General features: G+C 57.3%; 15 protein-coding genes. 6 read left to right on the top strand and 9 right to left on the bottom strand.

Going from position 1 to position 19,413, the window contains the following annotated elements; all coding sequences use genetic code 11:
* Positions 1–70 precede the first annotated feature (70 nt).
* Positions 71–1,015: a LysR family transcriptional regulator gene (locus tag AC6I8J_RS01770; RefSeq protein WP_161736371.1), complete on the bottom strand. Its 945-nt coding sequence runs from the start codon at positions 1,013–1,015 to the stop codon at positions 71–73.
* A 64-nt stretch (positions 1,016–1,079) separates the two neighbouring features.
* Here AC6I8J_RS01770 and AC6I8J_RS01765 point away from each other — a divergent pair, with 64 nt between their 5' ends.
* Entirely contained in the window at positions 1,080–2,150 is a 1,071-nt protein-coding gene (locus AC6I8J_RS01765) for a tartrate dehydrogenase (protein ID WP_260059076.1), read from the top strand.
* A 1-nt stretch (position 2,151) separates the two neighbouring features.
* On the opposite strand, the gene AC6I8J_RS01760 is transcribed toward AC6I8J_RS01765, so the two are convergent.
* From AC6I8J_RS01760 to AC6I8J_RS01745, 4 genes are all read right to left on the bottom strand, one after another.
* A complete protein-coding gene (locus tag AC6I8J_RS01760) occupies positions 2,152–3,483 on the bottom strand; it encodes a glycoside hydrolase family 28 protein (protein ID WP_497825628.1) in 1,332 nt (443 codons plus the stop codon).
* Between the two features lie 103 nt (positions 3,484–3,586).
* The gene (locus AC6I8J_RS01755; protein ID WP_010252038.1) at positions 3,587–4,402 is read right to left on the bottom strand and encodes a carbohydrate ABC transporter permease; all 816 of its coding nucleotides are present in this window, start codon (positions 4,400–4,402) and stop codon (positions 3,587–3,589) included.
* Entirely contained in the window at positions 4,402–5,274 is an 873-nt protein-coding gene (locus AC6I8J_RS01750) for a carbohydrate ABC transporter permease (protein WP_161736369.1), read from the bottom strand. The genes AC6I8J_RS01755 and AC6I8J_RS01750 overlap by 1 nt, the downstream gene beginning before the upstream one ends.
* Positions 5,275–5,331: 57 nt before the next feature.
* Positions 5,332–6,663 (bottom strand): extracellular solute-binding protein, encoded by a 1,332-nt coding sequence (locus tag AC6I8J_RS01745; RefSeq protein WP_222924707.1) that lies wholly within the window; start codon positions 6,661–6,663, stop codon positions 5,332–5,334.
* 550 nt (positions 6,664–7,213) lie between these two features.
* Between AC6I8J_RS01745 and AC6I8J_RS01740 the strand changes: the two genes are divergently transcribed.
* Positions 7,214–7,813, top strand: a complete 600-nt coding sequence (locus AC6I8J_RS01740; RefSeq protein ID WP_161736367.1) for a GNAT family N-acetyltransferase — start codon at positions 7,214–7,216, stop codon at positions 7,811–7,813.
* Positions 7,814–7,825: 12 nt separating this feature from the next.
* Entirely contained in the window at positions 7,826–8,917 is a 1,092-nt protein-coding gene (locus AC6I8J_RS01735) for an ABC transporter ATP-binding protein (protein ID WP_161736366.1), read from the top strand.
* Positions 8,918–9,283: 366 nt separating this feature from the next.
* Here AC6I8J_RS01735 and AC6I8J_RS01730 read toward each other — a convergent pair whose 3' ends face one another.
* Together AC6I8J_RS01730 and AC6I8J_RS01725 are read right to left on the bottom strand one after the other, a co-directional pair.
* The gene (locus tag AC6I8J_RS01730; protein WP_161736365.1) at positions 9,284–10,402 is read right to left on the bottom strand and encodes an ROK family transcriptional regulator; all 1,119 of its coding nucleotides are present in this window, start codon (positions 10,400–10,402) and stop codon (positions 9,284–9,286) included.
* A gap of 40 nt (positions 10,403–10,442) precedes the next feature.
* Positions 10,443–11,327: a glucosamine kinase nucleotide-binding domain-containing protein gene (locus AC6I8J_RS01725; RefSeq protein WP_222924709.1), complete on the bottom strand. Its 885-nt coding sequence runs from the start codon at positions 11,325–11,327 to the stop codon at positions 10,443–10,445.
* A 269-nt stretch (positions 11,328–11,596) separates the two neighbouring features.
* Between AC6I8J_RS01725 and AC6I8J_RS01720 the strand changes: the two genes are divergently transcribed.
* The gene (locus AC6I8J_RS01720; RefSeq protein WP_161736363.1) at positions 11,597–12,754 is read left to right on the top strand and encodes a Gfo/Idh/MocA family protein; all 1,158 of its coding nucleotides are present in this window, start codon (positions 11,597–11,599) and stop codon (positions 12,752–12,754) included.
* Between the two features lie 450 nt (positions 12,755–13,204).
* On the opposite strand, the gene AC6I8J_RS01715 is transcribed toward AC6I8J_RS01720, so the two are convergent.
* Positions 13,205–14,446 carry an MFS transporter gene (locus AC6I8J_RS01715; RefSeq protein WP_222924710.1) on the bottom strand — a complete coding sequence of 414 codons (1,242 nt, stop codon included), beginning with the start codon at positions 14,444–14,446 and terminating at the stop codon, positions 13,205–13,207.
* Positions 14,447–14,846: 400 nt separating this feature from the next.
* On the opposite strand from AC6I8J_RS01715, the gene AC6I8J_RS01710 reads away from it, so the two are divergent.
* Positions 14,847–15,446, top strand: coding sequence for a hypothetical protein (locus AC6I8J_RS01710; protein WP_033781586.1), 600 nt, complete (start codon positions 14,847–14,849; stop codon positions 15,444–15,446).
* Between the two features lie 275 nt (positions 15,447–15,721).
* On the top strand, positions 15,722–18,112 hold the full coding sequence (locus AC6I8J_RS01705) for a glucose/quinate/shikimate family membrane-bound PQQ-dependent dehydrogenase (protein ID WP_161736361.1): 2,391 nt from the start codon (positions 15,722–15,724) through the stop codon (positions 18,110–18,112).
* 55 nt (positions 18,113–18,167) lie between these two features.
* Here the strand turns inward: AC6I8J_RS01705 and AC6I8J_RS01700 are convergent, their stop codons facing one another.
* Positions 18,168–19,373 carry an MFS transporter gene (locus AC6I8J_RS01700; RefSeq protein ID WP_497825022.1) on the bottom strand — a complete coding sequence of 402 codons (1,206 nt, stop codon included), beginning with the start codon at positions 19,371–19,373 and terminating at the stop codon, positions 18,168–18,170.
* Positions 19,374–19,413: the final 40 nt, after the last annotated feature.

Raw genomic sequence — 19,413 nt, 5'->3', positions numbered from 1 at the left:
ACCGAATCAGTTTAATGCGGTATGCTACTTGTCCGCAGATGCTTTTTCAGGCCCGCCCATCCATATAAAATCACTGTTTTTCAACAGATTGCAGATTTTTCTGCAGAAACGCTACAAACGCGGTGATGCGCGCCGGAAGCTGGCGCTGCGCCTGCCAGACCGCAAAAATATCGCCATCAGGGGCCTGCCAGTCGGGTAGCACCTGCAACAGTTCGCCTGTCGCCAGACTGTGCTGCGCGTCCCACCAGGAGCGCAGCAGAATGCCATGCCCATCCATCGCCAGCCGCATCGCCACTTCACCATCGTTGGTAATCAGGCTGCCGCGCACTTTCTGGCTGATGCTCTGTTCGCCGCTGGTCAGCCGCCATAACGTAAAATCGCTGTCGTGCTGACGCAGTAAAATGCAGTTGTGCTGCGCCAGATCGCGCACCGTAGCGGGCAGGCCGTGACGGGCAGCATAGGCGGGTGAGCAGCAGAGGATGCGCGGATTGGTGCGCAGTTTACGCGCTACCAGCCGCGAGTCGGGCGGTTCACCGACGCGGATATCAATGTCCATGTGCGCATCCAGAAAATTAAGCGGCTGGCTGCTGAGCGACAGCGATAGCGAGAGCTGCGGATGCAGTGCGGCAAAGGCAGAGACGCAGGGCGCAATGTGCCGACGACCAAAACCAAATGAGGCATTGATGTTAAGTGTGCCGCGCAACTGAGCCGTTTCACCGCTGACCGCCTCTTCCAGCGCCACCAGCTGATCCAGCAACGGGCGCGCACCTGCCAGATAACGACGGCCTTCCGGCGTCAACTCCAGCCGTCGCGTGGTGCGGCGCAGTAGCTGCACGCCAAGCCGTTGCTCCAGCTGGCTCAGACGCTTGCTGACCGCCGCCAGCGACAGGCCCAGTTCACGCGCCGCCGCGGTCAGACTGTCCAGCGCGGCCAGGCGAACAAAGAAGGCTAAGTCATCGGTGGAGGTGCGGGATTCTCTACTTTGATTCAACAATGGATTGCCTTTGAGGCTCATTATTTCCCCGGAATCGACAGTTATACTGCGTACACAATTCGAACATCAACCGGAAAGGTGCCCTGTGACTGACAAAATTCACCGCATTGCCGTTATCCCTGGCGACGGCATCGGCAAAGAAGTGATGCCGGAAGGCGTCCGCGTAATGAATGCGGCCGCAGAGAAATTTAACATTCCGCTGCGCTGGGAGTGGTTCAATTACGCCAGCGCCGACTACTGGCAGCAGCATGGCAAAATGCTGCCTGACGACTGGTTCCTGCAGCTCAAAGCTTTTGATGCGATTTATTTTGGCGCGGTCGGCTGGCCTGATGTCGTGCCCGACCACGTTTCGCTGTGGGGCTCGCTGCTGCAGTTCCGGCGGGAGTTTGATCAGTATGTCAATCTGCGCCCGGTGCGGCTGATGCCTGGCGTCAAAGCGCCTCTGGCGAATCGTCAGCCCGGCGATATCGACTTCTATGTGGTACGCGAAAACACCGAGGGTGAATACTCCAGCGTTGGCGGCACCCTGTTTCCCGGCACTGACCGTGAAGTGGTGATTCAGGAGACGGTGATGACGCGCACTGGCGTCGATCGCATCCTGAAGTTTGCGTATCAGTTGGCCCAGAGCCGGCCGAAGAAACACCTGACCTCCGCCACCAAATCCAACGGCATCGCCATCACCATGCCTTACTGGGATAGCCGCGTCGAAGCGATGTCCGGCCAGTTCCCCGAGGTTCGCGTCGATAAGTATCACATTGATATTCTCACCGCCAACTTCGTGCTGCACCCGGACTGGTTTGATGTGGTGGTCGCCAGTAACCTGTTTGGCGATATCCTCTCCGATCTCGGCCCGGCCTGTACCGGCACTATCGGCATCGCCCCTTCGGCCAATATCAACCCGGAAGGCCTGTTCCCTAGCCTGTTTGAGCCGGTTCACGGTTCTGCGCCCGATATCGCCGGTAAAGGCGTCGCCAATCCTATCGGGCAGATCTGGTGCGGGGCGATGATGCTGGAGCACCTCGGCTACAAAGCGGCGGGTGATGCGGTGTTAGATGCGATTGAACGCACGCTGGCGGCGGGACAGCATCTGACGCGCGATCTCGGCGGCAGCGCCAGCACCGAACAGCTCGGTGCAGCCATCGCCGCCGCGCTGTAAATCAATCCGGCAACTGCACCACGCACTCAGGGTGCCAGCCTGACGGTAACGGCTCCGGACGTGTTATCACCAGGCTGTGCAGTTGCAGGTTCTCCACCCCACGCGCGAACAGGCCCGGCAGTCCGCCGGGATAGCGCTCGACACCAAAGGCTTCGCCGGTTTTCGGGTCAAGTTTGTAGGCGTTATCCAGCCCCATGCCGGTCGGGGAGTCCGGGTTACAGGGCGGCCGTACATCATAGTGTCCCTGTGCAACCGGTGTCACGCTCTGCCGCATCTGCAGCTGGCTGATGACCACATCGCGTATCCAGCCCGGTTCTGCCGCATGCAGGTTAATCGCCCCTTCCGCCACGCCCGTAACGTTACTGAACTGCACCTGCTCTACGATGCCGGGCATGATGGCGGGATCGCGGCGGCGTACCGAAATATGCAGCGGATCGGCTTTTCCCCAGTGACAGGGCGGCGCGTGGTGACAGGCAAAAGTCAGATTACTGAACAGCAGACGCCGCATCGCGCCGCCGTCACGCGACAGAATGCCAATGCCACGATTGGAATCAAAAATGGTGCAGCCGGTCACCGTGACATCTTCGACGTCATCCCAGGTTTCGGTGCCGATCTTAAAGGCGCAGCTGTAGCTGCGCAGCAGACAGTTGGTGATCATGATCTGTCGCGCCGGACGCCGTAGCGCGGCCGGTTTATGGGTGGTTTTGATGCAGATGGCATCATCAGCGGCGCTGAGGTAGCTGTTGCTGACAAACACGGCTTCGCAGCTGTCGATGTCGAGCGCATCGGTATTTGGCATCGTCATGGCGTTGTCGATGGTGAGGTGGTCGATATGCACATGGCGACAGCTCACCAGATGCACTGTCCACATCGGTGCCTGCACTATGGTAAAGGCGGTCAGCGTCACCTGTTCGCAATCTTCAAACACAATGATGCGCGGCCGGTCGGCACGCGGCAGACGATAGCCCTGCTCATCCCGCTCAGCGGCAAACCAGGCTTCACCCTCGCCATCGATGCGGCCGGTGCCGCTAATGGTGATATTGCGCTGGCCCAGCGCATAGAGCAGCACGTTGTGGGACTTTTCCGCGCAGCTCAGCGCCTGTACCGCCTGGTAGTCAGCCAGCCGCGGACTGGCGATCAGCACCGCACCCGCTTCAAGGTGCAGCTCAAAATCAGAGGGCAGGTTCAGGCAGCCGCTGCGATAACGTCCGGCTGGCAGCGTCAGACGGCCACCGCCTGCCGCCGCAATCTGATCCATCGCGCGTTGCAACATGGCCGTGTCCGGGGTTTCGCCATCGGCGACAGGGTGAAAATCAGCAAGGGAAAGGTGCATCATGCGTCTCCCGCAGGGTTGAGGAGGAGGAATTGCAGCACGATACGGCGCGGCAAACCTTTGTCTGGCCGCCAGTGCGCCGTTTCGTGCGGAACTTCACAAATTACTTCACGGCCCCTTCGGTGACGCCGCTGATGAACTTGCGCTGGAAAATCAGGAACACCACGATCAGCGGCATAATCACAATCATCGCGCCCGCCATCAGCACCGGAATGTCGATGGTGTTTTTGTTCTGGAAAAACATCATGCCAATCGGCAGCGTGCGCAGCTCATCCTTGTTGACCAGAATCAGCGGGATCAGGAACTCATTCCAGGTCCAGATAAACAGCAGCAGCCCCAGCGTTGACAGGGTCGGCCAGATAGCGGGCACCAGAATGCCCCACAGAATTTTGACCCGCGATGCCCCATCCATCACCGCCGCTTCCACCAGTTCTTTCGGCACCTGCTGAAAAGCACTGGCGATCATCAGCGTGGTAAAGGGCAGCGACAGGGCAATTTGCGGCAGGATCAGCGCCAGATAGGTGTTGGTCAGCCCCATCCAGCGCAGCTCGTGATAGAGCGGAATGATAAAGGCTTCACTCGGCAATACCATCCCCAGCGCCAGCATCGCTCCGATGACTTTTTTACCGGGGATTTTCAGCCAGGCGAAACCGAACCCGGCCAGAATGCCGAGCAGCACGCTGAACAGCACTACCGGAATGACCACCAGTACTGAGTTGAGGAAGTAGACGTTAAAGTGACCCTGCTGCCAGGCGGTCAGGTAGTTTTTGAAATTCAGCGAGGCGGGCAGCGTGAAAACACCCTGAAACAGCTCCATCTGGGTTTTAAACGAGGTCATCAGCGCCATCAGAAAAGGCAGAATCGTCATCAGCGCCACGATCCAGATCAGCGCGCGTGAAATCACCGGCGTGCTTCGCATCAGTAACGCTCCTTTAAGGCCAGGTGGATCAGATAGTTAATCCCTAAAACAATGATCATGCTGAACACCGCGACCGACGAGGCGTAGCCAAAGTAGTGCAGGTCAAAGCCCTGCTTATACATAAAGATGTTGGTCACCATGGTGGAGGTGCCCGGCCCGCCCTGGGTCATCACATAGACCAGGTCAAAGGCTTTCAGGCTGGCGATCACCGTCAGCAGCAGGGCAATCCGCAGTTCGGGCCGCAGGCCAGGCAGCGTGATGCGCATAAACTTCTGGCGACGTGACGAGCCATCCAGATCGGCGGCTTCCAGCAGTGATGGGTCCATACGCTGCAGGCCCGCCATAAACAGCACCAGACAGAAGCCGAAAAAGTACCAGGTGGCGACCAGCCCCACGGCGGGCAGCGCCCAGGTAAAATCACCCAGCCAGGAGAGCGCCAGCTGTGGCAGCCCAATCGCGCGTAATATCTGGTCGATCGGCCCGAAGGCCGGATTATAAAGCCAGCGCCACACCACGCCCAATACCGCCATCGGCATAATGTAGGGCAGGAAAAAGAGAATGCGCAGCACGCTGCGTTCGTTGTTGTTGCGCGTGTCATAGAGAAAGCTGCAAAGCAGCAGGCCGACGCCAATCGGCAACAGGGTATAGAACAGCATCAGGATGGCGTTGTTGCCCAGCGCAATCCAGAAGACCGGATCGCTGAACATCCGCAGGTAGTTACTGATGCCACTAAACACCGGCAGCGAGGTGCCGTCCCATTCAGTAAAACTGATACCCAGTGAGGCCAGCAGCGGGAACAGCAGAAACACCGCATAGACCAGCACCGCAGGCAGAACATAGAGAAAATTACGCCAGCCGCTTAAATTCAACATAACCCTACTCGTGGTTCAGAACGATGCTCAGGCCCGGCTGTGCGCCGGGCCTCCGGCTTAATGCTTCAGGGTTTTCAGGTAACGCTGATAGTTATTATCAAAATTGGCCACCATCTGATCGGCAGTCTGACGACCCGCCAGCAGCAGCTGGACGTTCTGATTCAGCTCGGCATTCATGGTCGGCGTGGCCCAGTCCACATAGTGGCCTAAACCGTCATAGTCGTTGAGCGTCAGCCAGACCTGATACGCCTCCGCCAGCAGCGGATTGTCCGCCGGCATTTTGGCCGCCTTGTTAGTACTGGCCGGCAGGAAGCCCACTTTCAGCCAGCGGTTCGCCATAGCATCCGAGACCATATAGTTGATGAACTTCGCCGCGCCCTCCTGCTGATCTTTGCCTTTGGCGGTGCTGGTAATCGAGAACGCCAGATCGGTCCCGCCCACCATCAGCGGCTGTTTCACGCCTTCACCGGCAGGCATTGCGGCAAAGTGAATATCCTTGTTGTCTTTAAACTGGCCGAGATACCAGGTGCCACTGACGAGGAACGCGGCCTGGCCGTTCTGGAATAGCGTCGCCGCATCGTCGTGACCAATGCCCTGGAAGCCAGGGAAGAAGTACCCTTTGTCGGTCCAGCTCTTCATCATGGTGGCGGCATTGACCAGCTTGCTGTCTTTGAAGGTACCGCCCACATCGTAAATCAGATTATCCAGCGTCTTGCGGTCGTGGCTCTCAATCTGCGCCTGCCACAGGGTGCTGAGCAGCTGCTGGCCCATGTTGCCATCGAGCAGGCCCAGCATCATCGGTGCGGTGCCCTGCTGTTTCAGCTTCGCCATGGCACTTTCCAGCTCGGCCAGCGTTTTCGGTACCGCAATGCCCGCTTTATCCAGCAGCGCTTTGTTGTAATAGAGACCGACCATTTCGCCCAGACTGGCGACGCCGTAAAGCTTGCCGCTGCCGAACTCGCCACTGTCTGACCAGCGATTACGTTTCAGAATCGAGTCCGGGAAGCGCGTGGTCCAGCCGTAGCTGGCGGCATAGCCGTCGAGTGGCAGCAGCAGCTTATCTTTAACCAGCGACCCCATATCACCGCCGCCCTGATTGACCTGGGCGATCTGTGGGCCATCACCGGCAGTCAGTGCCAGCTTCAGCGGAATGCGGGTATCTTCAAAAGAGTGAACTGAGCGGTTAATCACGATGCCGGGATTCTGCTGTGAGAACTCTTTAATCCCTTCATCCACCGCGGCAGTCTGCTCCGGGTAGTTGTAGATATCCCACTCATTCAGAGTAACAGCGGCGTGAGCGGCATGAGAAACGCTGCCCGCCAGCAGGCCTGCTGCCAGCAGCCGACCCACATTGCGAATTCGGAACGAACGAACGGAGGAAACAGACATTATGCTCACCTTCTTCAGACCAGGATCGGCATCCTTTCATCTCACCGCCTGACATCCTGCAGGCTGCAGCCGCACACAAACGCACTCACTCATACTTACTTTAATAGAAAAATAAAGTCAAACAGCCTGCAGTGGGAATTGCAACGCTGTGAGCACGCGCAAATAAACAGCGACATGGCGTGAAATTCAGCACACCGCGCTGGCTTTCAGACGATTAACCCTGGCGGCACGTCGCCAGTCACGTTTTCAATAGCAGGAGATACCAGTACAATAATCGCAAAATAACGTCCTGATAAAACATATGAAAATCCTATCACGCTCACACTTTTCCCTTCCGGACGGCCTTAAAACGCTGGCCAGCCGCGGCGCTCCTGACGTGTTGGCGATCACAGTTGTGCATCCTGACGCCGCTAAACATTGCCGAACCGCCTGCGTTAGTGCGATAAGGTAATTATTCTATCTTGAAAACTAAGTCCACTTTCATTAACGTAACTTTCATCTGCGGATCTGTTCAATCCCTGACCAGTTCCCTCACTCACGAGAATTCACCATGGCGAATCAAAGTGTCATTCGTCCGGCCACGCCGGCGGACTACCCGGCGCTCTACCGCATCTGCCTGGAAACAGCCGATGCAGGCAGCGATGCCCGCGCGCTCTACTCCGATCCCGACTATCCCGGCCAGCGTTTTGCCGTGCCCTATGCGCGCTTCGCGCCTGACTTTGCTTTTGTGCTGGAGCGGGACGGTGAGGTGCAGGGTTATGTCGTCGCCGCGCCCGATACCCGCGCGTTTGAAGCACAGCTTCAGGCCGAATGGTGGCCGCAGCTGCAGGATAAGTATCGTGATCGCAGCGCCAGCGCCCCGCTCGACAGCAAAGTGCTCGACGCAATACGTCATCCCGACCAGGCTGCTGACACGCTGGTGACGCAGTGGCCCGCGCATCTGCATATCAACCTCCTGCCGGCGGCGCAGAAAGGCGGCTGGGGTCGCCGGATGATTGAGCATGAGCTGGCGGCGTTGCGGGCGGCGGGCGTCAGCGGTGTCCATCTTGGCGTCAGCCTGCAGAACGAGCAGGTCTGTGCCTTCTATGCGCGCATGGGGTTTACCCCTATCCTGCGCAGCAATGCCATCTACATGGGCCAGTTACTCTGAGTGAGGTAGCCGATGACCAGCCTGCGCTTGCAGAATGTGAAGAAGTCGTATGAACACGTTAATGTCATTCATGGCATCGACCTGACGATTAACAGCGGTGAATTTGTGGTGTTTGTCGGGCCATCCGGCTGCGGCAAATCGACGCTGCTGCGGATGATCGCCGGGCTGGAGGAGATCAGCAGCGGACAGTTGCTGATTGAGGAGCAGGACATGACGCAGCAGCCCGCCACCGAGCGTGGCATCGCGATGGTGTTCCAGTCTTATGCGCTCTACCCCAACATGACGGTGCGCGGCAATCTGGCCTATCCGCTGGAGGTGATGAAAAAGTCCAGAGCGGAGATCAACGAGGCGATCACTCAGACGGCAGCCCGTCTGCATCTCACCGAACTGCTTGATCGCCTGCCGCGTGCGCTCTCTGGCGGACAACGGCAGCGCGTGGCGATAGGCCGGGCGATTATTCGTCATCCGCGTATCTTCCTGTTCGATGAACCGCTCTCTAACCTTGATGCTGAACTGCGCCTGCAGATGCGCATTGAGATCGCCCGGCTGCACGCCTCGCTCGGTAACACGATGATTTATGTGACCCACGATCAACTGGAGGCGATGACGCTGGCTGACCGCATTGTGGTGCTGCGTCAGGGCCGCATTGAGCAGGTCGGCGCACCGCTGACGCTCTATCACGATCCGGATAATCTGTTTGTCGCTGGCTTTATCGGCTCACCGAAAATGAACTTCCTGCGGGCGGAAATCAGCGCCACCGGCGAGGGTGAAGTGCAACTGCGGGTGCCGGAACTGAAAATTGAGGGCCTGGTGCTGAAAATCGCCGCAGACTGTCGTGAGGGCCAGACCGTGACGCTGGGCATTCGTCCTGAGCATTTCCAGCCCGCCGCGCAGACGCCGGACGCACTGCGCTTCCACGGCGAGCTGGCCTATGGCGAGATGCTGGGCCACACCAACTATCTCTACCTGGATATCGGGCGCGAGCAGATGCTGGTGGTGGAAGAGCGCGAAGCAACCACGCGCGATATGGGCACACAGGTAGAACTGGGCTTTTCTGCCGCGCATTGCCTGCTGTTTGATGAGCAGGGATTGCGCCTGCGCTAAGGCAAACGCGGAAATAAAAACGGGCGCCGAAGCGCCCGTGAGATTGTTGACAAAGTCCAGCTCGATAGCGGTAAGACCGAGCCTGCGAAGGGAACACGGTCAGATCGGAAAGACGCAAAAACCGCCATCCATGGCATGCCCGGCCCGCGCGATTACGCACCTCATCCCTGAGGTGCGCCCGTAACCGGGCCAACGCGTTGCGTTGTTCAAAAACGCCTGGCGTTTTTGTCCCTGCCGCGGGACGCTTTCCTCCTCTGACCGTGCTCCCTGCGCATTGCGCTTATTCATGGCTGCCAGACTCACCCTGACTTGGGTTTGTCAGCAGTCTGGCGGGCGCTTAGCGCCCGTTTTTATTCCAGGGATAACTCAGGTGACCGGCTCTTCATCGGCCTGCGCCGCCAGCAGATCCAGCAGCCGGTTGACGGCAAAACCCGCCGCGCCCAGCGCCCACATCCGGTTCGATTCCGTCAGGAACTGCAACGGCGTCATGTGCGGCGTCAGTTTGAGCCGGTATGCCTGGAAGCTCTGAGTGATGTGATCGAGCAGAATGCGTGATGCCATGTGCGGCTCCATCGCCAGATAAACCACGTCCGGATCGTAGGCCACTGACAGGTTCGCCAGCGAAATCCCCAGCTCGCGCCCTGCCTCTTCCAGCACCGCCAGCACCTCGGGCGTTGGTCGCTGATCCAGCGCCTGCAACGTAAGGCCCTCCATCGGTTCCTGCTCCGCCAGCCGCTGCAGAATGGCGCGCGATGAGGCGACATCTTCCAGCAGACGCAGCGAGCCATCACCCACCAGCCCGTTGCCGATCTCGCCTGCCTTGCCATGACGACCGCGATAGAGCTGACGATTCAGGATGATGCCTGCACCGATCCCTTTGCCGTAGGTGGCGATTACCGCTGACTGGGCATTACCGAGCTGCCCAAACACCAGCGCCGCCATCGCCATCGCGTTGGCGTCGTTCTCGATAAAGACCGGCAGCGAGAAACGCTCTTCCAGCAGACGTGCAATCGGGACATTATCCCAGTCGAGCACTTTGGAGCGGATGCAGTAGCCGTTTTCAGCATCAACCAGGCCCGACAGCGCCAGGCCAATCGCCCCGACCCGCTTCTCCTCGACACCTCGCAGGAACTTCGCCAGCGCATCGCCCAGCTGACGCGGTGTCAGCGTGCCTTTTGGCATCTGCTGTTCGCCCAGCAGGTTGCCGCTGAGATCGGTCATGACGATCAGATTGCGTTCCGCGTTGAGCTGAATGCCAATCACGCTGGCACGATCGGGATTGAGTCCCAGCAGGGTTTTTGGCCGCCCCATCGACACGCGACGCAGCCCCAGCTCCTGCACAATCTCCTGTGCCAGCAGCCGATTAGTCGCCTGCGACACGGTCGACATGCTCAGTCCGCTACGGACTTTCAGGTCTGACTGGCTGATCGGCGCATTTTCAACAATCAACCGCAGAATGCGCGCGGTTACGTTGGGAGCGGTCATAAATTCCTCGGGTTATCTGGCAGAAGAGGTTCAGCCAGTTTCAGATCGGGTATCGGACAGGCGTCAGCTGCTGCGCCAGTATCAGCGCCCCGCTCAGGGCATCGCCCTGCGGCGTGACCAGCCGGGCCTGAATATCGTCATCCAGCCAGCGCTGTATTGGCGTCGCCACGCCCCCCATCAGCGCCACCCGTCCGCTGCTCAACGCAATCAGACGGCAGACCATCAGACCGATATCTGCTGCGGTCTGATGCAGCAGATCCTGAGCGTGACCATCGCCCGCGTCGGCGGCCGCAAAAACCTGTGGCACCACGCGTGCCCAGTCAGCAGGCGTCGCTGAGCGCGTCCAGAGCAGCATCGTTTCCGGGCTGTCACTGAATTGCGCCATCAACTGCCGGGTAAAGGCAGTCGGCATAATAATTGACTCATGGGCCAGCAGCGCCAGACGCAGCGCACGACGGCCCAGTTCTGCGCCCGAGCCCTGGTCAGACAGGGCAAAGCCCCAGCCGCCAAGCAGCGTAAAGCGTTCGCCATCCCAGGCCGCGCCCTGACTACCTGTGCCGATGATAAAGACAGCGCCAGGAGCGCCACCATGCGCACCCGCACAGGCGATCTCCACATCGCTGACCACCTGTAACGCCGCGCAGGCGGGCTGCCAGCTGGCGAGCCGCGCCTGCACCGAGGCGACATTCGCACCCGCTAATCCGGCCACCAGCGCGGTCTGCGTTAGCGCCTCCGGGGCTAATCCCGCCTGTGACAATACCCGGTCAATCAGTTGTCCGACACAGGTCAGCGCCGCGTCATAGTCTGACCAGACGTTGGCTGGCCCGCCAGTGGCTTCCGCCAGCACGTGGCCCTGCAGGTCGGTTAACCGCGCGCGACACTGTGTACCGCCGCCATCAATGCCAAGAAGATAGTGTGGTTGCACGCGCTTCCTTCCCGATTTTGGGTTATAGCCATAATGAGCGAACGATAGGATAAAAAAACTTAAATCGCAATAACAAATAAATATAGCAAAATCATATCTGAATTTTATTCTTAATTTACATAACGATAACAAAAACCACCTCGCAAAACGCGCAGTGCGTTATTGACATTAGTTTTTCTGTCGTAATAAGTTGGTGATCAGATTATCAACAGGCGCGCCCGATCACAGGCGGGCTATGCATCATGCGATTTCAGGAGCAGGGGTTTAACATGAAAGTAGGCATTATCGGTCTCGGCTTTCGACTGTCCCACGTGATCAAAGAGTTCAGCAAAGCCGACGACGCCTTCTCGGTAGTGGGTTATTACGATCCGGCACCCGCCGGACTGCCTAATCTGCACAGCTTTGGTATCGCGCCCGGCCAGGCCTTTGCGTCCATCGACGCGCTGCTGGAGCACGGCGGAATGGATGTGGTGCTGGTGGGCTCTCCCAACTTTCTGCATCTGGAGCATGTGGGTCAGGCGCTGGCAGCGGGTTACACGGTGTTTACCGAAAAGCCGGTGGTGATCAATGAAGAGCAGACCATGGAGATGGCGAAGCTGGTGCGTCAGTATGGCGAAGCGCGCATTCTGGTCGGCCTGGTGCTGCGCTACTCTCCGCTCTATCACGATCTGCTGGCGGCACGCGATGCGGGCCAGTTGGGTGAGATCACCTCGATTGAGGCGACAGAACATATCAAGCCTTACCACGGCGCATTCTTCCAGCGTGACTGGCGGCGTCTGGAGAAATATGCCGGTCCGTACATTCTGGAAAAATGCTGTCACGACATCGATCTCTATCAGGGCCTGTTGCAGGAGCGCCCGATCCGCGTCGCCAGCTTTGGTGGCCGGAAATCCTTTACCCCGGCGCATGCACCACAGGGAGCGATCACCGCTGAGTCAGAGCTTTATCACGTGAAGCCTAGTGGCTGGTCGAGCACCGATGCGGTCTTCGACAGCGACGCCGATATTGTTGACTACCAGACCGCCCTGATTGAGTACGAAGGCGGCGCGACGCTGGCTTTCCATGCCAACCTGAACGTTCCGGATGAGTTCCGCCGTTTCTGTGTGATGGGCACGGACGGCATGGCAGAAGGCGACTTTGTACGAAACTACTTCCGCGTACATAACGCGCGCAGCGGTGAAAAAGAGGTCGATACCGCCTACAGCGGCAATGCGTATGACGGTCACTACGGCGCAGATGCGCTGATGGCAGAAGAGATTGTTAAACATATTAAACAGGGAACACCGCTGAAAGTTTCAGTGGTGGACGCGCTGGAAGCGGGCCTCACCGCCATAAAAATCGATGAGGCGCGCAAAACCCGCAGCGTTGTGGACATGCGTGAAAGCTGGCTAACATTTGACGCCAACCTGGGAAAAACCGGGACCTGATGGGCCCATCCTGCGGGTCAGACACCCCCTCTGACTCCGGGTTTTGAATGGCAGTATGACTGGTAACTTCCTGTACTGGCCTTCGGGCCAGTGACATTATTGATGGTGAGCGCCACCGTAATAACTCTGCCCAACGCTCAGCCAACGTCTTTTCCCTTCTCTCCAGCCTGAGGCTACTTGCATTCTTAAAGCGATGGGGACATACGCCTGCGCGCAATTCAACAACCGCACAATTCCCTCCAGTGACCCAATCATCTTCACCTACCTGCTCCACAGCCTGAGGCGACGATCAGACTCAAAGCGATGGGAGCATACGCCTGTAGCAGAGCATAGCGGGCCAGGGATGGCGTCTTTTGCGTCTTTGCGAAAGGCGTATGTTCCCTGAGCGTGCACCGCAGTCCATAACCGCACAAATCCCCTCAGCCAATCCAACCAGCCCCGACGCCAGTCCTAAACTGGATCCACCTCATTCTCCAGCTTCTGACGCCGCCGCAGATGCGGAAACAACGTCATCCACAACGCCACCACAATCAGCGTACCGATGCCGCCAATCGCTGCCGCGGGTGCCGCTCCCATCCAGGCTGCCAGCAACCCAGACTCAAACTCGCCCAGCTGATTCGACGTATTGATAAAAATCGCGTTAACCGCATTCACCCGTCCCCGCATAGCATCCGGCGTATCCAGTTGCACCAGCGCACCCCGGATCACCATACTCACCATATCAAAGCCCCCCAGCGCACAGAGGGCAATCAGCGACAGCCACAGCTGCGTGGACAGCGCGAACACCAATGTGGCAACGCCAAATCCCGCCACCGAGCCAAACATAATCATCCCGACATGCTTGTCCAGCTTGTGACGGCTCAGCCAGATGCCGACCAGCAAGGCGCCCACCGACGGCGCACCGCGCAACATTCCCAATCCCCACGGCCCGGTATGCAGAATATCTTTGGCAAAAATCGGCAACAGTGCCGTCGCGCCACCCAGCAGCACCGCAAACAGATCGAGCGAAATCACCCCAAGCACATCCTTGCGCTCACGGATAAAGTGAATCCCGGCAAACAGATTCTTCATATTCATTGGCAGACGAGCCTGCACCGGACGCTCATAGCGCAGCAGACTCACCAGCGTCAGCGAAATCAGATAAAACAGTCCGGAAACGCCATATACGACATGCGGCCCGGCAACATAAAGCAGCCCGCCCATCGTCGGCCCGACAATCACCGCCGCCTGGCCCCCTACCGAGTTCATCGCCATGGCGCGCGCCAGAATCGAAGGCGGCACCAGCGACGGCAGCATTGAGGACATTGCAGGCCACTCCAGCGCCTTCGCCACCGCAATCATAAACACCAGTCCCCACAGCGCGGTCTTGTCAGCGGTATGGAATAAGGTAAGCACCACTAATGCCACCAGTGCAGCAAATTCCACCAGCTGCCCCAGCAGCACAATGCGCCGCCGGTCATATTGATCCGCAAGATGACCTGCAGGTAGCGCCAGCAATACCGACGGCAGAAACTGCATCAGGCCAATCATCCCCAACGCCATTGCGCTGTTGGTCAGCGCATAGATCTGCCAGCTGATTGCCACCGAGAACATCTGAAAACCAAATGATGAGCAGGTGCGCGCCAGCCAGAACGCGACAAATGTCCGATGTCGCCACAGCGACTCTTCTGCTGTTGATGCCATAAATCCCATGTCTTATCCCAAATCAGGTGAGGAAGCCCGCATCGTTGCGCGGTGTTATTGGTGTGGTTATTGATGATGTTAAATTAACAGACCGGATGAGACCTGAATGGCTGCGGCTCCAGCCCTGGCTCTCTGCACAACAAAACGCATACTGTCCGGCACAGGCGCATCCGACCTCTCCTGACTATTACCAGCCTATTGGTCCCGACTATTGAATATATTCCAGCACATCATCAGACGCCAAAGGAATTATGTTCTCTTTGCTAATGGGTTTATTTACTTTCGCAGGCAACAAAAGGATGATTTGGATTAAGCAGATGATCTATATTTATTCACGCGTTTAAAAAAATGCGACTTTTTATATGATCAATTATCAACAAATCCTTTTTTATTGCATTTCATAGAGATAATGAAAAACAGTTTATATAACCCCTATGTTACTGAACCTATCCATCACGTTAAGCGTAATGTCTCTGGCATTTGCTATAGCGTGCCTTATCTTCAGCAAAATCAGGAAAGCAGAAATACACTTAATACAAACAACATTATTTCATTACACAATCAAATTGCCACTGAAGCAGCATTAATGATTATTCCCATCGATGATATGCGATTACGGGGAATGATTGCGGTACCGGACGCTTATTCACATTTACAGAATGGGCGAATCCGGATTGGAATTAATTATTCCAGTTTAGCGGCACATTATGCGCCACTACTTGAATTAACTAAGAAATTTGATTTCTGGCTTTATGATTTTGCGCCGCCGGGAGCAGACTGGCGACTGCTGGAATCTTTCCCTTTTTCAGGGATTGTTTTAAACGAAGCGTTCTTTAATGACAATTATGAAAAATTTACCTTTCCCTTTTTTATGGCGACATTTCGTGAAAAAGGGGCAGAGGTCATCGTACGAAGTCATACGCCGACTTTAACGGCTGAGCAGTTTGCTGAGATAAATATCAGCGGCTGGCAACAGCAACGCTCGGATGGCGATCTTATTAGCTGCTGATTCACAAATCCTGCCTTCCGGCGTTAAGGGCACACGGCGGTGCGCTTAACGTCCTTTAATCCCCCATAAAATGTCGTATTATTCCGGTTGTTAAGCGATTTAAGCTAAAAAAATCAAATCTTGATCTGATTTTGCTATAACATTTAACACAAAGGGACCGTCTGTCTTAACGGAAGAGATACTTCAGAACACCCTAATCATTTGTACTTGATAACTGGAAACAGCCTATCTGGTTGTTTTCGTGTGTTTTATGGCAACGAAACGAGGTCGATATTATGGGGAAAAACTCCTCATCTTTTGGCGTAATTCGTTTCCTGACAGTGCTGTTCGCAGTACTGACGGGCGCGTTTATGCTGATTGGCGGTGGCTGGTTAGCCGCCATTGGTGGTTCCTGGTATTACGTTTTCGGCGGTGTGGTGATGCTTATCACCGCCTATCTGCTTTCCCGTCGCAAAAGCACCGCGCTGGTTCTCTATGCGCTACTGCTGATCGGCACCCTGATCTGGGGTGTATGGGAAGTGGGTACAGACTTCTGGGCACTGGCACCGCGCACCGATGTGCTGGTGATTTTTGGTGTCTGGCTGATCCTGCCGTTTGTTTATCGCAGCTTCAACGCGGGCAGTAAAGCCGCGCTGGGGACCATGGCTGTAGCGCTGGTTGCCAGTGCTATCGTGCTGACCTATGCGGTGTTTAACGATCCGCAGGTGATAAACGGTTCAGTGCCAGAAACCGCTGACAACGCCCCGCAGGCTGCGCCGCTGAGTAACATTCCTGATGCTGACTGGCCCGCTTATGCGCGCGATCAGCAGGGAACCCGTTTCTCGCCGCTGAAGCAGATTAACCACCAGAACGTGAAAGAGTTGCAGGTTGCCTGGCAGTTCCAGACGGGCGACATGAAAGGGCCTGACGACCCAGGTGAAATCACCGATGAAGTCACCCCGATTAAAATCCGCGACACGCTTTACCTCTGTTCGCCACACCAGATTCTGTTTGCGCTGGATGCGGCCACCGGTAAGCAGAAGTGGAAATTTGATCCGGGCATGAAGGTGAATCCAACCTTCCAGCACGTGACCTGTCGCGGTGTTTCTTACCACGAAGTGCCGGCAGCAGCCGATGCAGCGAATACGCAGCCTGCTCTCTGCTCTCGTCGTATCTATCTGCCTGTCAACGATGGTCGTCTGTTTGCGCTGGACGCAGAGACCGGCGAACGTTGCCCGACATTTGGCGTCAATGGCGAGCTGGATCTGCAACACAAACAGCCTGTTACGACTGCGGGTATGTATGAGCCGACCTCGCCGCCAATCATTACCAATACCACCATCGTAATGGCCGGTGCAGTAACCGATAACTTCTCAACCCGCGAGCCGTCAGGCGTGATCCGTGGTTTTGATGTGAATACCGGCAAACTGCTGTGGGTATTTGATCCAGGCGCGAAAGACCCAAATGCCATTCCGGCTGATGAACACACCTTCACCATGAACTCACCGAATTCATGGGCACCGGCAGTTTACGATCCGAAACTGGATACCGTTTATCTGCCAATGGGCGTGACCACACCGGATATCTGGGGCGGTAACCGCACTCCAGAGCAGGAGCGCTATGCGAGCAGCGTGCTGGCTCTGAATGCCACCACCGGTAAGCTGGTCTGGTCTTATCAGACTGTGCATCACGACCTGTGGGATATGGATCTGCCGTCGCAGCCGACCCTGGCTGACATCACCGATAAAGATGGCAACACCGTACCGGTGGTTTACGCGCCAGCGAAAACCGGCAACATCTTTGTCCTGGATCGCCGTACCGGCAAGCCAGTGGTCCCTGCGCCAGAAACGCCAGTGCCACAGGGTGCTGCAAAAGGCGACCACGTTGCCGCTACTCAGCCCTACTCTGAGCTGACCTTCCGTCCGAAACAGAACCTGACGGACAAGGACATGTGGGGCGCGACGATGTTCGACCAGCTGGTGTGCCGCGTGATCTTCAAGCGCCTGCGCTATGAAGGTCCGTTCACCCCGCCATCAGAGCAGGGCACGCTGGTGTTCCCGGGTAACCTCGGTATGTTCGAATGGGGCGGTATTGCCGTCGATCCACATCGTCAGATTGCGATTGCTAACCCAATGGCGCTGCCGTTTGTCTCGAAGCTGATTCCACGTGGCCCGGGCAATCCGATTGAGCCGCCGAAAGGCGCAGAAGGTGGTTCAGGTACGGAAACCGGTATTCAGCCACAGTATGGCGTGCCATATGGCGTCGAGCTGAATCCGTTCCTGTCACCGTTTGGTCTGCCATGTAAACAGCCTGCCTGGGGTTACATCTCCGCGGTAGATCTGAAGACCAACGATGTGGTGTGGAAACAGCGTATCGGTACCGTTCGCGATAGCGCACCGGTTCCGCTGCCGTTCAAAATGGGTATGCCGATGCTGGGTGGTCCTGTCACCACTGCCGGTAAGGTGTTCTTCATTGGTGCGACAGCAGATAACTACCTGCGTGCGTTCAGCACCGATACCGGCGAGCTGTTATGGCAGGCGCGTCTGCCAGCAGGCGGCCAGGCGACCCCAATGACCTATGAAGTAGATGGCAAGCAGTACGTTGTCATCGCAGCAGGCGGTCACGGTTCGTTTGGTACTAAGCTGGGCGATTATGTGATTGCCTACGCCCTGCCAGACCAGAAGTAATTCACGACGCTGTGAATAAACTAAGGCGGACTCCGGTCCGCCTTTTTTGATCGCGTTATTTACGCATCCCGCGCCAGTTGAGCCAGGCGCAAAACAGCATCACTGCGCAGGTCGCCAGAAACACTGGCCGCATCCCGAATGTCCCACCCACCAGTCCACCAAAAAGCGGACCGCTGACCTGGCCGATATACTGCGCCGACGTCGAATACCCCAGCATCCGCCCGACCTGTGAACCCGGCACGTTATGGCGGATTATCGCCGTAATGCACGGCATCAATCCGCCCAGCGCCATCCCCATCAGAAAACGCAGCAGCACCAGTTGCCAGGCCGCTGTGATAAACGCCTGGGGAATCAGCAGCAGTCCGCTGACCACTAATCCGCCGGTCAGAACATGCCAGTGCCCTACCCGATCGGCCAGACGACCCAGCCAGGGTGCCGCCAGCACCGTACCCAGCGCCGCCGCAGACATCACCAGGCCGGCGATCATCGTGATTTGATGGTCACCCTGCACGAACTCGCCCACGTAGAGCGTAATAATGGGTTCAATCGACATGCTGGCGAAGATCAGCAACATGCCGGAGAGCCACATCAGCCGCACCAGTGTGTGATTCACCGGTTCTGCTTCAGGATGCGGTTGCTGGCTGGCACGCGACGTCGCAGCAGCACGTGGCTGCTCTTTGAGTAAAAAGGTGGTCGCGAGGAAGGCGAGAAAGATGACCGCACCGATCAGCCAGAATGTCTGACGAATGCCGATCAGCGGCGGTAAAGCGCCACCCAGCAGCGGTCCCACTACGTTGCCTGCCATAATGCCGGATGACAGGATGCCCAGCGCCCAGCCGGTCTGCGCTTTTGGCGTCTGCGCCGCCACCAGAATGGTCGATCCCGATGCGTAGCCACCCAGCAGCCCGGCCAGCAACCGCAGCGCCACCAGCTGCCACGGCGCGGTCGCCATGCCAATCAGCGACATCGCAATCGCCATTCCCAGGCTGGCCCGGATCAGCATCAGCTTACGACCATAGCGGTCAGCCAGCCTGCCCCACAGCGGCGCAGTCAGCGCGGCACTGAAAAAGGTCGCGCCATAGGCCAGCCCGGACCAGCGGGCAATAGCGGCGGGTTGCTCAACGCCGAGTTGCTGCACATAGAGCGGCAGAAACGGCAGCAGCAGCGTCATCGCCACGATGGTGGTAAAAGAGCCGACGACGCAGACCGCTAAGTTACGTCGCCAGTGCTGAAACTCTGCCGTTTCAGGTGACTGTTGCATGGGGATATCCGTTGAATGATCAGGGATACAGGCTAACCGG

The sequence above is a fragment of the Pantoea sp. X-Soil-ISGK-355 genome (assembly GCF_059730805.1).
This window is presented reverse-complemented; position numbering and strand designations above follow the sequence as displayed.